The 14,016-nt window shown below is 55.7% G+C and carries 10 protein-coding genes; 8 read left to right on the forward strand and 2 right to left on the reverse strand.

Annotated features, from left to right (window positions below):
* Nucleotides 1-67 precede the first annotated feature (67 nt).
* The 7 genes from floA (at nucleotide 68) to Fuma_RS19460 (ending at nucleotide 7,409) form a co-directional block, all read left to right on the forward strand.
* Entirely contained in the window at nucleotides 68-1,117 is a 1,050-nt protein-coding gene (gene floA / locus Fuma_RS19435) for a flotillin-like protein FloA (protein ID WP_077025585.1), read from the forward strand.
* Nucleotides 1,118-1,120: 3 nt separating this feature from the next.
* On the forward strand, nucleotides 1,121-2,356 hold the full coding sequence (locus Fuma_RS19440; RefSeq protein WP_077025586.1) for a glycosyltransferase family 4 protein: 1,236 nt from the start codon (nucleotides 1,121-1,123) through the stop codon (nucleotides 2,354-2,356).
* Nucleotides 2,356-3,468 carry a hypothetical protein gene (locus Fuma_RS19445; RefSeq protein WP_077025587.1) on the forward strand — a complete coding sequence of 371 codons (1,113 nt, stop codon included), beginning with the start codon at nucleotides 2,356-2,358 and terminating at the stop codon, nucleotides 3,466-3,468. The genes Fuma_RS19440 and Fuma_RS19445 overlap by 1 nt, the downstream gene beginning before the upstream one ends.
* Before the next feature lie 57 nt (nucleotides 3,469-3,525).
* Nucleotides 3,526-3,651 (forward strand): hypothetical protein, encoded by a 126-nt coding sequence (locus tag Fuma_RS36445; RefSeq protein ID WP_257787776.1) that lies wholly within the window; start codon nucleotides 3,526-3,528, stop codon nucleotides 3,649-3,651.
* Between the two features lie 301 nt (nucleotides 3,652-3,952).
* Complete coding sequence (locus Fuma_RS19450) at nucleotides 3,953-5,434, forward strand: glycoside hydrolase family 130 protein (RefSeq protein ID WP_179954420.1); 1,482 nt, start codon at nucleotides 3,953-3,955, stop codon at nucleotides 5,432-5,434.
* Nucleotides 5,431-6,477: a glycosyltransferase family 4 protein gene (locus Fuma_RS19455; RefSeq protein WP_077025588.1), complete on the forward strand. Its 1,047-nt coding sequence runs from the start codon at nucleotides 5,431-5,433 to the stop codon at nucleotides 6,475-6,477. The genes Fuma_RS19450 and Fuma_RS19455 overlap by 4 nt, the downstream gene beginning before the upstream one ends.
* Nucleotides 6,474-7,409, forward strand: coding sequence for a glycoside hydrolase family 130 protein (locus tag Fuma_RS19460; RefSeq protein WP_077025589.1), 936 nt, complete (start codon nucleotides 6,474-6,476; stop codon nucleotides 7,407-7,409). Before Fuma_RS19455 ends, Fuma_RS19460 begins: the two co-directional genes overlap by 4 nt.
* Before the next feature lie 206 nt (nucleotides 7,410-7,615).
* Here the strand turns inward: Fuma_RS19460 and Fuma_RS19465 are convergent, their stop codons facing one another.
* Together Fuma_RS19465 and Fuma_RS19470 are read right to left on the reverse strand one after the other, a co-directional pair.
* The gene (locus Fuma_RS19465; protein WP_145944259.1) at nucleotides 7,616-9,067 is read right to left on the reverse strand and encodes a DUF1501 domain-containing protein; all 1,452 of its coding nucleotides are present in this window, start codon (nucleotides 9,065-9,067) and stop codon (nucleotides 7,616-7,618) included.
* On the reverse strand, nucleotides 9,067-12,225 hold the full coding sequence (locus tag Fuma_RS19470) for a DUF1553 domain-containing protein (RefSeq protein WP_083732167.1): 3,159 nt from the start codon (nucleotides 12,223-12,225) through the stop codon (nucleotides 9,067-9,069). The genes Fuma_RS19465 and Fuma_RS19470 overlap by 1 nt, the downstream gene beginning before the upstream one ends.
* Before the next feature lie 470 nt (nucleotides 12,226-12,695).
* Between Fuma_RS19470 and Fuma_RS19475 the strand changes: the two genes are divergently transcribed.
* Nucleotides 12,696-13,976, forward strand: coding sequence for a pectate lyase family protein (locus tag Fuma_RS19475; protein ID WP_218922211.1), 1,281 nt, complete (start codon nucleotides 12,696-12,698; stop codon nucleotides 13,974-13,976).
* Nucleotides 13,977-14,016 lie beyond the last annotated feature (40 nt).

Genomic DNA, 14,016 nt, shown 5'->3' on the forward strand with positions numbered 1-14,016 from the left:
AGTCGTGCCAGTGCGGCCATGTGTTCGCAATGCGACCAGGCGTTTCGCCTGAACAAGGTGAAGCTTTATGACCGAATTTCTGATGTGGGCAGTGGTAACCGCCATCGCGGGCGGGCTGTTCTATGTCGTCAGTCGCTACTTTTCATTGTGGCTACAGGCCTGGTCGACCGGAACACACATTGGCCTGCTTTCGTTGGTCTCAATGTCTTTACGCAAGATCGATCCGCAGACGATTGTGCGCTGCAAAATCATGGCCGTGCAGGCGGGCCTGGCGGACTTCTCCACAGGATTGCTGGAATCACAGTACCTCGCTGGCGGCGACGTGATACGAGTAACGCGAGCTCTGGTGGTTGCTCACCGAGCACGAATCGAACTGGATTGGAACACTGCGGCGGCTGTGGATCTCGCCGGTCGAGATATTCTGGAAGCTGTGCAGTTGAGCGTCAATCCGATGGTCATCCTGTGTCCGGATCCGGAACTCGGGCAGGGCGATACGTTAGATGGAGTATCTCGCGATGGCATTCAACTGAAAGTCCGTGTGCGAGTCACCGTTCGAACGAATCTGACACAGCTGATTGGCGGTGCCACGGAGACCACAGTGATCGCTCGCGTTGGGCAGGGCATTGTTTCCGCCATCGGAACGTGTGAAAGTTACCGCGACGCTCTGGCCGATCCGATGGTGATCACTCGCCAGGTGCTGGCAAAAGGATTGGATTCCCAAACGGCCTTTGAAATCGTTTCGATTGATATCGCGGATATCGATGTGGGCGAGAATATCGGCGCCAAACTTCAGACTGACCAGGCAAACGCTGACGTGCGAATCGCTGTGGCTCACGCCGAAGAACGTCGCGCGATGGCGGTGGCTCGTGAACAGGAAATGGTCGCGCTGACTCGCGAAAACGAAGCAGCCATTGTTCATGCCGAAGCCGAAATTCCGGCGGCGATCGCGGCGGCCTTCGTTAGAGGCCAGCTTCGAGCCGCCCATCGTCCGCGGCGAATCCAGTCCATGGATCGGTTTGCTCAAGCTGAGTTCCGCACAATCAACGATCACCAGTTCCCACTAGCGTCACCGGCGATCGGCCACGTGGGAACAACAAAATCAGAAGGTCGGGCATAACGAATGAGCCACACCGCCAGACCGCTGTTTATCTCAACCTATCCGCCCGAAGAATGCGGACTGGCGACATTCACGAAGGATTCGGCAGACGCCGTTGACCTGGCAGCCGGGCAGCCCGTGTCGACAATCGCCGCCATTCAGAAGCTGCATCAGCATTCCGGCCAGAATTCACGGATCGTCCACGTCATCGATAATAATCGCGAGGACGCATACGTCACTGCCGCAGAAGTGGCGAATAATGGACCGTGTGATGTGGTAAGCCTGCAGCATGAATTCGGTCTCTACGCCGGCGACTGGGGCGACAGTATCATCGAATTTATGGAACGCTGCCGAAAACCGGTGGTCACCACCTTCCATACTTTGCTAACGGAGCCAAAACCTAAGCCGAAACAACTGATTCGTGACGTCGCGGCAAGCAGCGACGGTATCGTCGTGATGACGGACATCGCCGCAAAGTTGCTTCGGGAAGTTTACGGAGTCGCCGATTCGCGAGTGGAAATCATTCCGCACGGCGTGCCCGTTGTGCCGTTCGCCAGGGATCGAAGTCACCGTGAGGAACTTGGGCTAACGGGCCGGCAGGTGATCTGCACATTCGGGCTGATCAATCCGGGCAAAGGCCTGGAATTCATGATTCGCGCGATGCCGGAGATTGTCAAGACGTGCCCGGACGCGCTGTACCTGATCGTGGGAGCAACTCATCCTCAGGTCAAACGCAAACACGGTGAAAGCTATCGCGAAGGACTGATTGAGCTCGCCGATTCACTTGGCGTTGGCGGCAATGTTCGATTTGTCAATCAGTATCTAAGCCTGCCGGAACTGCTGACCCACCTGCAATCGTGCGACGTCTTTGTCACGCCTTATCCGGGTAAAGATCAGATCGCCAGCGGCACGATGGCTTATGCGATGGCCGCCGTCGGTGCCGTCGTCAGCACGCCCTACCTCTACGCCAAAGAGGTCCTCGCTGACGATCGAGGCTTGCTTGTTCCATTCGGTGACAGTGATGCGATGGCAGACGCGACGGTGCGATACCTGGCCGACCACGAATTGCTGTCGGAAACTCGTCGCCGCGCCTTCGAATACTCCAGGCCAATGTTCTGGCCAAACGTCGGGCGAAAGTACCTGGACCTGTTTACAAGCGTGATCGATCGAAATCACAACAACACATCAACACGTCGAAGCAAGGATACGTCAGACCTGGGCGACACTCATCGCCTGCCATTTTCACAAAAAGGAATTTGATGCACGCTTCAAGCTGTCTGCCACTCAATCACATCGATCGAATGACGGACTCAGCCGGACTGATTCAGCACGCCATCTACGACATTCCTCGACGATCCAGCGGATACACAACCGACGACAATGCACGAGCCCTCCGCCTGTGCGCTCGGCTGTGTTCGGGCGATACAGATGATCGCATGATCGAACGAGTCGCCTGTTATCTTAGCTTCATGGAACACGCGCAACGCCCGACCGGCGGGTTCCATAACTTCATGAGCTACCAGCGCGACTGGCTCGATACCAACGGTTGCGGTGACAGCCAGGGACAGGCCGTCCTGGCGTTAGCTGAGGTTCGCGCCGGCAACTTACCTCAGGGCTTTCGGGATCTTTCCAAAGAACTGATGAACAACGCCGCACATGTACTCACGGAACTCACCAGCCTTCGCGCACACGCCTACGTGATTCAGGCATGGGCCATTCTGCAGCGAGCCAGCGTTCCTGACATCGGCGAGTTGGAATCGATCGCCCGCCGCGCTGTCGATCATCTGGTGCACGCCTGGAAGTCTTCCCGCCAACAAAGCTGGGACTGGTTTGAACCGCAGATGACTTATGCAAACGCCGTCCTTCCGCACGCCATGTTCGACGCGGCGGAAATGTGGGACGACGAGGTGCTACTTTCTATCGCCGAATCGTCGTTTCGCTTTCTGGACAAAGCCACGACTTCAGGCGACGTGTTCTGCCCGATTGGAAACCACGGGTGGTACGCCCGGAACGCTCAAAAAGCGATATATGACCAGCAGCCGGTCGAAGCTTCCACCATGGCCGCAGCAGCATTAGCAGGTCTCGACCTGCAACATGATCAGGAATATGTGAACGCCTTCCAGAAAGCTCGCGGATGGTTTCACGGCCAAAACACTCAGCATTCCCAAATGGCAAACATTGAATCCGGCGGATGCCACGACGGGCTGCAACCCACAGGCATTAACTGGAACTGCGGAGCAGAATCGACTCTGGCCTATCTGTGGACGGAAGTGCTCGCAGGCGAAGCACACCATGTCACCACAGACACGCATTCAGTAGCGACCGCCATGAAGAATACGCTCAAACTTCACGACGCAACCAGCATCCGCTGATCAAAGTTTGGCGGCAACGAATCACAAGTCCTGTTCTGTAACTGAGGAGAATTCGTAATGGGTGACAAAGGCAGCAAAGACAAAGGCAAACGTGAGCAGCAGAAGAAAGCTCTGCTAACGCCGAAGGAAAAACGAAAAGCCAAAAACGAAAAGAAGAACAACTCAGGGGTGATTGGAACTTAAACCAGTTTACCTTTTGGCGTGGACGGTTCGGGCTTGTGGCAAACAGCATTCATAGTACGAAACGCTTGTTCCGCGGCCACAAGTCAGCGTAACACGCTGTAGCCAATCAGGTTGAGTAAATCATCAGCGGCCTGACCCCGTCGAGAATCAGTTTCAGGGAAGTGGTTTCTGGACGCCGCGACAGGGAAGACAAGAACAGGGAATTGAGGAATGCAGGATCCAGGCCTTCCTCAATTCCCGCTTTCCTCACTTTACGTTGAAACCCGTTACCCACCACATTGTCAAATCCGAACAGACCTTAATGCCCACAACTGCGATTCGCCTGCAACGCACTGACACTATTCTGCAGCCTGACCAGACGCGAGTTCTGTTGCGGCCGTTCAGCCCGGGCGACGCCCAACGTTGCGGACGAGTGATCAGTCGCATCCTGGCGTTACCGGAAGATCAGGTTGGCCCGCTTCTGGACGAAGTGTCCGCTGAATTCTCTGAACGCCATCCGGAAATCCAGCGAATGTTCCTGGAACGATTCGAACAGGTTCGCGCGCAGCACGTTCCCGAGGAAGGCGTGTCCGATGCGTGCAGGTCGTTGATCGGAGCGTACTTCCTTGCCGAGTACTCTCTGGAATCGGCTGCGCTGTTCAATCCGTCGATTGTGCCCCACGTCGATCAAAGCAATCTTCCACCTGGAGCGCTTCGTTTCGTCCTTAGCCTGCGAGCCACTGGTGAAGGCCACATTTCTTCCATCACTTTTCGTACGGGGATCGTCCACGCAGACAATCGCATCGAAGTATTGAAGCCTGGTCATTTACTGACGGAACCTCGGCAGATTCCGAATTCCGCCTACGAAAAAGGGCTGTTTTCACGCAAGTTGATTGAACTCGGCCTGGACGGTGACTTCACCGATCGTGTCCTGCAAAGACTCGTCGATCCCTTTTCAACCAGTGAGCTGCGAAGAAGTATTGATGAAGAAATGGAACTGGAACGCAATTCGGACGGAGTCCTGCAGCAAGATCAGGGCACGGCTCACGGAATCTGGATGCTGGCAAGGTCCAACTATGAGGTTCAATTTCAGCCGCAACAAAAGCTGTCCGAACGGATTCTATTCCCTGCCACGCCCACACAGATCAACGGCATCGAAGACGCCCGTTTCGTAAGGTTCCGCAACGATGACGGCAGCTACATCTATTACGCGACGTTCACGGCTTACGATGGCAACGTGATCATGCCGGAACTGGTGCAAACCGATGACTTCCTGAAGTTTCGGTTCATCACGCTGAATGGCCCTGCCGCGAAGAACAAGGGCATGGCCATGTTCCCGCGAAAGATCAATGGGCGTTACGCGATGCTTTCGCGACAGGACAACGAATGCATCTCGATCATGTTTTCGGACAACATTCATTTTTGGAACCAACGTCAGGTCCTGCTGAAACCAAAGTTCCCCTGGGAACTGGTGCAACTTGGCAACTGCGGTTCACCGATTGAAACCGACGCTGGCTGGCTGGTGCTTAGTCATGGCGTCGGCGCGATGCGGAAATACTGCATCGGCGCCTTCCTTTTGGATCTGGAAGATCCCGGCATGGTCATCGGTCGGCTGCGTGAACCGCTGTTGAGTCCCAACGCAGTCGAACGCGAAGGATATGTGCCGAACGTCGTCTACACCTGCGGCGCATATCTTCACGGCAGCGAACTGATCATTCCCTATGCGATGGCCGACCACGCGACCGGATTCGCCACCGTGCCGGTTGCTGATGTTTTGGCCGCTATGGAACCGGAGTCCGAATGACAGCGACCGCCGCGAAGAACCGCATCGCCATGCTTTCTCCCGTCGCCTGGCGCACGCCGCCTCGACAGTATGGCGCATGGGAAACCGTCGCCAGCAATATCACGGAAGGACTCGTCGCTCGCGGATGGGATGTGACTCTTTTTGCTACCGGCGATTCGCAAACCACAGCTCGCCTGCATTCAGTCGTCGACAAAGGCTACGAAGAGGACGCCTCAATTGATCCTAAAGTGGCTGAGTACCTGCACATCTCGGAAGCCTTCGAGCGGGCGGCTGAATTCGACCTGATTCATAGTCACTATGATTTCATGGCGCTGACGTATTCGCGGCTCGTGACGACTCCCATGGTGACCACAATCCATGGTTTCTCCTCATCGCAGATCATTCCGGTGTACCAGAAGTACCGTGACAGCAACTTCGTCTCGATCAGCGAATCCGACCGATCGCCCGGCCTGAATTATCTGGGCACGGTCTACAACGGAATCGATCTGTCCTTGTACCCGCTGCAACCGACCGCAGGCGACGCTCTCGTTTTTCTCGGACGAATCCATCCCGACAAAGGCGTTCACCTCGCAATCGAGGTCGCTCAGAAAAGTGGTCTTCCGTTGCTCATCGCAGGAATTATTCAGGACAAGACTTACTTTCGCGAACAGGTCGAACCGCACATCGGTCGCGATCAGATTCAATACCTCGGGGCCGTGGACAACGCGGGGAAGAACGAACTCTTCGCCCGCGCGAAGGCACTGCTGCACCTGAACACGATTCCGGAACGCTTTGGATTGGTTCTGGCTGAAGCCAACGCGGCCGGTGTACCAGTGGTGGCGATGGATCTCGGATCATGTCGCGAAGTGATCAAAGATGGCCGCACCGGGTTTCTTGTGAACAATGTTGACGAAGCAGTCGCGTGCTTACACCGGCTTTCGAAAATCGATCGCACAGAGTGTCGTCGCAACGTCGAACAGCGGTTTTCCGTCGACACGATGGTCGAAGGATATGAACGGGTCTATCGAAAAATATTCCAGCAGCAAGCGGACCAGAATTCATGACTCACGAACTCATCAAGCGGTACTCTGGCAACCCGATTCTTACAAAGGTAGACATTCCATACCCCGTGGAAACAGTCCACAACGCTGCTGTTGTGAAACACAACGATGAATACATCATGTTGTTCCGCTCGCATCTTCGAACCGGTCGATCGATCATCGGCCTGGCTCGCAGCAAGGATGGTTTCAAATTCACGGCCGACCGCGAACCGTTCCTGACACCGGCAAAAGACAGCCCCTTTGCGGAGTACGAAGAATTCGGCGTTGAAGATCCTCGCATGACGAAAATCGACGACGGCTATCTGATCACGTACAGCGCGTATTCTCGCAACGGAGTCCGCATCGCACTGGCCCGCACGACAGACTTTGTGTCGCTGGAAAGAGTTTCATTGATCACTCAGGCCGACTACCGCAACACGGTGATCTTTCCGGAAAAATTCAGCGGCCTCTACGCTCGCCTGGACCGCCCTCATTCAGAGATATCGCCATGGTCGATCTGGATCACCTATTCACCGGACCTTGTCTTCTGGGGAGAATCGCAACTGGTGATGAAGCCGGAACAGTACCACTGGGACGAAATGAAAATCGGCCCCGGAGCACCGCCGATCAAAACAGCCGAGGGATGGCTGTCCATTTACCACGGCGTTTTCGAAACCATGGACGGATCGGTCTACCGTCTGGGAGTTGCCCTTCATGACCTGCATGATCCAGCCAAGATCATCGGCGTTGGCGATTCGTGGATTCTGCAGCCCGAGGCTCCGTGGGAAGTCACTGGCTATGTGCACAACGTCGTGTTCACCTGCGGGGCAGTGCCCGAACCCGACGGCACGGTCAAAATCTACTGGGGCGGAGCCGACACTGTCATGTGCGTCGGCGAAGCGAACCTCGACGATCTCGTGCAACTGTGCCTGCAGCAGGGAAGACCGGCAAAGTAAGGTCGCCCAGCCTCGCCGCAGCAACAGACACAATTACTGCCGCCGAAGTGACTGCCGATGGCCGCAATTTGAAGGCGCCGCGAGTTGCCAACTGCAAACGGGTGGAGCAGGGCGATTGTGGAACGGCTGGATGATGCAAAAGCCGCTGAATCGCGCGGCCCGTTTCGGGATCTGCTGGAACCACGACGTTCGCCGGTCGATCGGTTTTAAACCAGAATCTCCTTGACCACGTTTCCTTCCACGTCGGTCAGGCGATAGTCTCGCCCCTGAAATCGGAACGTCAGTTTCTTGTGGTCGATGCCCATGCAGCGCAGGATTGTGGCGTTCAGGTCGTGGACATGCACCGGGTTGCTGGCGACGTTGTAGCAAAGGTCGTCCGTCTCGCCGTAGCTGACACCGGGCTTGATTCCTCCGCCCGCCATCCACATCGTAAAGCAACGTCCGTGGTGGTCACGGCCATAATCGGTGGACGATAATTTCCCCTGGCTGTAGGCCGTGCGTCCGAATTCGCCGCCCCACACAATCAACGTGTCCTTCAATAGTCCTCGCTGTTTAAGATCCGTCAGCAAAGCGCCCGTGGGCTGGTCGATGTCGCCACATTGCAGGCGAATATCACTCGGCAAGTTGTAGTGCTGATCCCAGCCGCGATGATAAAGCTGTATGAATCGCACGTCGCGTTCCGCCAGTCGTCGAGCCAGCAAACAATTGGCCGCGTAAGTTCCCGGGGTTGTCACATCACTGCCGTACATCCTGAGTGTGTCAGCGGATTCATTCGACAGATCGGTCAGTTCCGGAACCGACGTTTGCATGCGATACGCCATCTCGTATTGCTCAATGCGAGTCAGGATCTCCGGATCGCCTTCGCTTTCGAAACGCTGGCGGTTGAGGCTGGCTAACCCGTCCAACATCAAACGGCGCGAACTGGAATCAATGCCTTTGGCATCGGACAAATATAATACCGGGTCGCCGCTCTTGCGAAAGTTGACTCCCTGATGGTTCGACGGCAAGAACCCGGTCCCCCACAGCCGAGCGTAAAGGGGATCAGTGGGGCGAGAAGCTGACCCGTCCGAAATCAGCACAACAAACGCAGGCAGGTTCGCATTCTCACTGCCCAGCCCGTAACTGGACCACGCACCAAGACTGGGGCGGCCAGGTTGCTGGTGCCCGGTTTGCAGGTACGTGACTGCCGGGTCGTGATTGATCGCTTCCGTGTGCATCGATTTGATGAAACAGATGTCGTCCGCTCGCTGAGCCAGATGGGGCATTAAATCGCTAACCCACGCGCCGCTTTCTCCATGCTGCCGAAACGTAAACTGCTGAGGCGACGCGATCGGCAACGAATCCTGCTTCGACGTCATCCCCGTCAATCGTTGCTGACCACGCACGGAATCGGGAATTTCGACACCGTGCATTTTCCGCAGAGCCGGTTTGTAATCGAACATCTCCATCTGCGAAGGGCCGCCATGCATGAACAGGTAGATCACGCGTTTCGCTTTGGCTCGGAAATGCGCTGGCGGCAGAATGCCGGAACGATCGTTCGTGTGACCGGCCGCCGCAGTGGCATCAGCGTTCGCAAGCGATCCCAGCGCAGCAGCACCGATGCCGCAAGCACCGCGTGAAAACAGTTGCCTTCGTGTCAGGGTGTTGAATGTGTTCATCAGTTCTTCGTGATCGTTTCGTTCAGGTTCAGAATCATGCTGGCGACGGTCGTCCACGCTGCGTGATGAGCCGTGTCCAATGATGGGTCTCGCTGTGATTCACCGGCCGACAGTAAATCCAACGCCGCCTGAGGGTTGTTTTCAAATCGCTTAAGCTGCTGTTCATAAATCCGCTGCAGAACCTGCGTTTCCTTAGCAACAGGCGTTCGCGCCGTTGCCAGCCGGAATGCGAATTCGATTCGGTCGGCCGTGTTTCCGGATGGTAACTCCATGATTCGCTGAGCCATCGCGCGAGCTGCTTCGACATAGGTCACGTCGTTCATCAGCACCAAAGCCTGCAGCGGCGTGTTGGTCCGCGGTCGATTCACGGTACACGTTTCCCGAGTCGGGGCGTCGAACGCCAATAAGGCCGGTGGTGGACTCTGCCGCTTCCAATAGGTGTACAGACTTCGCCGGTACAAGCCTTCGCCATTGTCCGGTTGATACGACAGGTCGCCACCGTAAGAAACAGCTTCCCATAAACCGGCTGGTTGGTACGGCTTAACGCTCGGTCCGCCCGCTCGATTGCGGAGCAGTCCACTGATGGCCAGCGCATTGTCCCGCACGGCTTCGGCGTCCAGACGAAACCTCGGGCCGCGAGCCAGCAATCGGTTTTCCGGATCCCGCTCCATACCCTTTTTCGTGATGCGTGAATCCTGTTGATAAGTCGCGGACATCACGATCAGCTTCAAAATGTGCTTGGTGTCCCAGCCGCTTTCGCGAAATTCGACGGCCAGCCAGTCGAGCAATTCCGGATGACTGGGCCATTCGCCCTGAGCACCGAAATCACCCGTCGTTTTGACAAGCCCCGTGCCGAACAGTTGCTGCCAATAGCGATTCACAATCACGCGAGCGGTCAGCGGATTCTTCGAATCGACCAGCCACTGTGCCAAACCCAACCGGTTGCGAGGTGCAGCGTCAGGAAGCGGTGGCAGCGACGAAGGCACACCCGCATCAACCTTTTCACCCGGCTGATCATATTGGCCTCGAACCAGCACGAAGGTTTCGCGCGGCTGTTCAGCATCCTGCATCACCATCATGCTGGGCGCGGATGCCTTTAACTCGTCGTACTGATCATGCAAATGCGACTGCTGCTTGTAGACCTCCTGGAACTCGGCAGCTTCGGGTGTCGCCAGAAAGTGCTTTCGCAACTTCTTTTGCTCATACGCCGACCGCTCTTCCGGTGCAATGCTGACGATACCGCCAATTAACTGCGACGTGAACAAGTTTCGAACCTGCTGTGCCGTCAGCTCCCCCTCATAAAGTCTCACATCGTCAATGAGTCCGACAAACGCAGCGCTGGTGCTGCGCCGGCCGATGCGCAAAGGCTGATCGGTCTGAATCGAACCAGACAATCTGTCGTAGACGACCTGCAATTCCTGCAAGACACCGTCGACATAAACCTTGACGCCGGCCGCGGATGAAGAGCCATCATAAGTGACGAAAATCTGCTGCCATTTCGAACTATCAAGCTTATTTTTCGTTGTGACTCGAATTGCATTGCTGTTCCACTCATGAATCAAGTGGACTGCCAGCTTGCTCTTCAGGACCATCACGTCGAACCCGCGCAATGAGTTGACGTCGTCGTTTTTGGAGAGAACACAGGCAGGCCCCGACGTCATCGGCTTGATCCAGCCTCCAAACGAAAACGCTGAGTCGCAGTCCAGATCTAATGGCTCGCCAAATTCCAGCACGGCATCGCCGTCAAACTTTGCAGCCTGACCAAGAAACCCCTCCTCGAACTCGACGTTTCCAACTGCCCTGGCCTTCGACGCGGCGGATCCATCATTGGCCGTGTTACCGTTGAGTGAAAAGTGAGCTCGCAAGCCTTGAGTTGGCAGGGTCAGTGGATGAGTCCGCGAAACTTGCTCCCACTTCGATTGAGTGGCCGACAGCTTTGGTTCAATCGCCGCAACCCTGGCATCGATCTCGGAAACCTTCTGCTTCATCGCGTCCAGTTGCTGCTGCAGCTCAGGCGAAGAAAGCTGCAGCACGGGGTTCGCGTTTCCACTCTGCCGACTCACGCCGTTTTCCGGAACGTGATTGAAAAACGCAAACAGCTGGAAGAATTCCTTCTGCGAAATCGGATCAAACTTGTGGTCATGACAACGCGCGCACGCCGCCGTCAGCCCCAGCCAGGTTGTCGCGGTGGTGTGCACACGATCGACGACGTATTCCACGCGGTACTCTTCGTCAATCGCGCCGGTCTCACGAGTCGTCATGTGATTACGGTTAAAGCCGCTGGCAATCTTCTGGGCCAACGTCGAGTTCGGAACTAGGTCGCCCGCCAGCTGGTCGATCGTAAACTGATCGAAGGGCATGTTGCTGTTGAAGGCGTTGATCACCCAATCTCGCCACGGCCACATTGACCGTTCGGAATCAACAAAAAAGCCGTTGGTGTCGGCGTACCTGGCCGCATCCAACCAGTACCGAGCCATGTGCTCACCGTAGCGAGGCGAACTCAACAAACGGTCGACAACTCGCTCGTAAGCGAGCTCCGATTCATCGGCGAGAAATGCGTCTAACTCCTCAACCGTTGGCGGCAGTCCAGTCAGGTCGAGCGACACGCGGCGAAGAAGCGTGTGCTTGTTCGCCCGCTTTGATGGCTGCAGTCCTTCGCTTTCCAAACGAGAAAAGACGAACGCGTCGATTGCATTCACCGTGCCGTGGGAAATTTTGACCTGTGCAAGCTCACTTCGCACCGGCGCGATAAACGACCAGTGCTTTTCGTAAGTCCCCCCCTGCTTGATCCACTGACGCAGAATTCCGATCTGCTTTTTCGACAGCGAACGACCGCTATCAGCCGGCGGCATGATTTCGTTTTCGTCCGCCGACGTAATTCGAGCAATCAGTTCGCTTCGACCGGGTTTTCCGGGAACGACAATTCTGCCGTGAGTTTGCTGTTCGTCATCCAGCCTTAAACCAGCCTCCCGAGTCGCCTCGTCGGGACCATGACAGAACATGCACTTGTCCGAAAGAATCGGTCTAACATCGCGGTTGAAGGAAACGACACGATCGGAATCGTCGGCCAACAGCGTTGGCAAAAACAACAGGACACCGCAAAGCACCGGCCACCGAACGGCAATTTGAGCACCAACTTTCGTGCTGCGACATTTCATGCGTACTTCAATCAACTGGAAAGAACATAACCCGCGAAAACTGCCCAAGGTAAGTTTAAGCCCGTTGGTGCTGGCATGCTAATCCACCTTCAGCCACCATGCCGGAAATCGACAGGTCGCGTGTGTGATGACATTCCCGACCGTTTCATGGCGAACCCGGTGAGACATGCATTCCGGCAGGGACGTTAAATTTTCAGTGGCCAAAGCTCGCGAGGTTCACTGCAGCACCAGCGGACAGACAAAAGGCGTTTACTGCTTCGTGTTCAGTACACTTGATGAAGACGGCTGCGTTATCCTAATCGGCGGATTGGTGAGCAGGGCGATTCGTCAATAGGTGGCTGCGAGGAGAATTTCACGCGCCGGACATGACTGCACTCAGCCAAGTCGACCGTGGACTTCGTCATTAAATTCGTCGCCTCGTCATAAACGCGGTCGAATTTCCATTTCACAAACATCAACGGAAAAGAACGATGAACAGTGCCTATTGCAAAACGGTGTGCCTGATCGCTGTGTTGTTATGTCCCGCTATTTGTTTCGCCCAAACCCCGTTGGCGTTTCCCACTGCGGAAGGATACGGCAAACACACAGTTGGCGGTCGCGGTGGGAAGGTGTTCGAAGTCACGAACCTGAATGATTCCGGCGAAGGCAGCTTGCGGGCCGCAGTTGATGCGGAAGGCCCGCGAACGGTCGTGTTTCGAGTTTCGGGTACGATCAATCTGAACAGCGACCTCAGCATTAAGAAGCCAAACATCACCATCGCCGGTCAAACGGCCCCCGGAGATGGCATTTGCCTGAGAGGGTATCCGCTCACAATTGGTGCCGATGAAGTGATCATTCGGTACATTCGAGTCCGGTTCGGCGATGAATCCGGCAAAGATGCTGACGCTATCTCATCCAGATACGTGAAGAACCTGATCCTGGATCATGTGGCGGCCAGTTGGAACGTCGACGAGGTGATGTCCATTTACCACTGCGAAAACGTCACCGTGCAGTGGTGCATGATTACCGAAAGCATGTTCAATTCGAATCACACGAAAAGCCAACATGGCTTCGGAGGCATCTGGGGCTCTAACAACAGCACCTACCACCACAACCTCATCGCCCATCACTCGGGCCGCAACCCACGTTTCGCCTCCGGTTGCGGCCACACGGACTATCGAAACAACGTGCTCTACAACTGGGGTTATGTAAGTTGTTATGGCGGGGAAGCTCAACAAAAAGGAAGCGACAAGTTCAATTTCTCCACCATCAACATGGTTGCCAATTACTACAAACCGGGCCCCGCAACTGATCCGGGCAAAGTCGCCATCCTTGCAGAACCGTCGGCCCGCGGAGCGGATGACAAAGGTAGCTGGTATGTTGCCGGGAATGTCATTGAGGGGAGTCCTTCCGTCACAGCCGACAATTGGAGTGGCGTGCGCGGCGACAGCTTCATCAAGCTGGATAAACCCTGGGATGCTATGCCGATCAACCACCAAACAGCGGAAGAAGCATATCAGTCGGTCCTCGCCAATGCCGGAGCAACTTTACCCAAACGAGATGCCGTCGATACACGCATCGTCGAAGAAGTTCGCAGCGGCACAGCCACCCATGAAGGAGTCTATAAAACAAGGAAGCGAGTTGCCGACCAGTCAAAGATCACCGGCATCATCGATTCGCAGCAAGATGTTGGTGGCTGGCCGGAACTGAACAGCACCCCCGCCCCAGGGCCAGCGCGCACTTTGGGCAATTTAGGCTGGCGCGACAAGTGAGTATTGGTTAGTCTTTTCGTGTCGTAACATCGGACTTCAC

Origin of the sequence: Fuerstiella marisgermanici, from assembly GCF_001983935.1 — a bacterium.
GTDB lineage: Bacteria > Planctomycetota > Planctomycetia > Planctomycetales > Planctomycetaceae > Fuerstiella > Fuerstiella marisgermanici.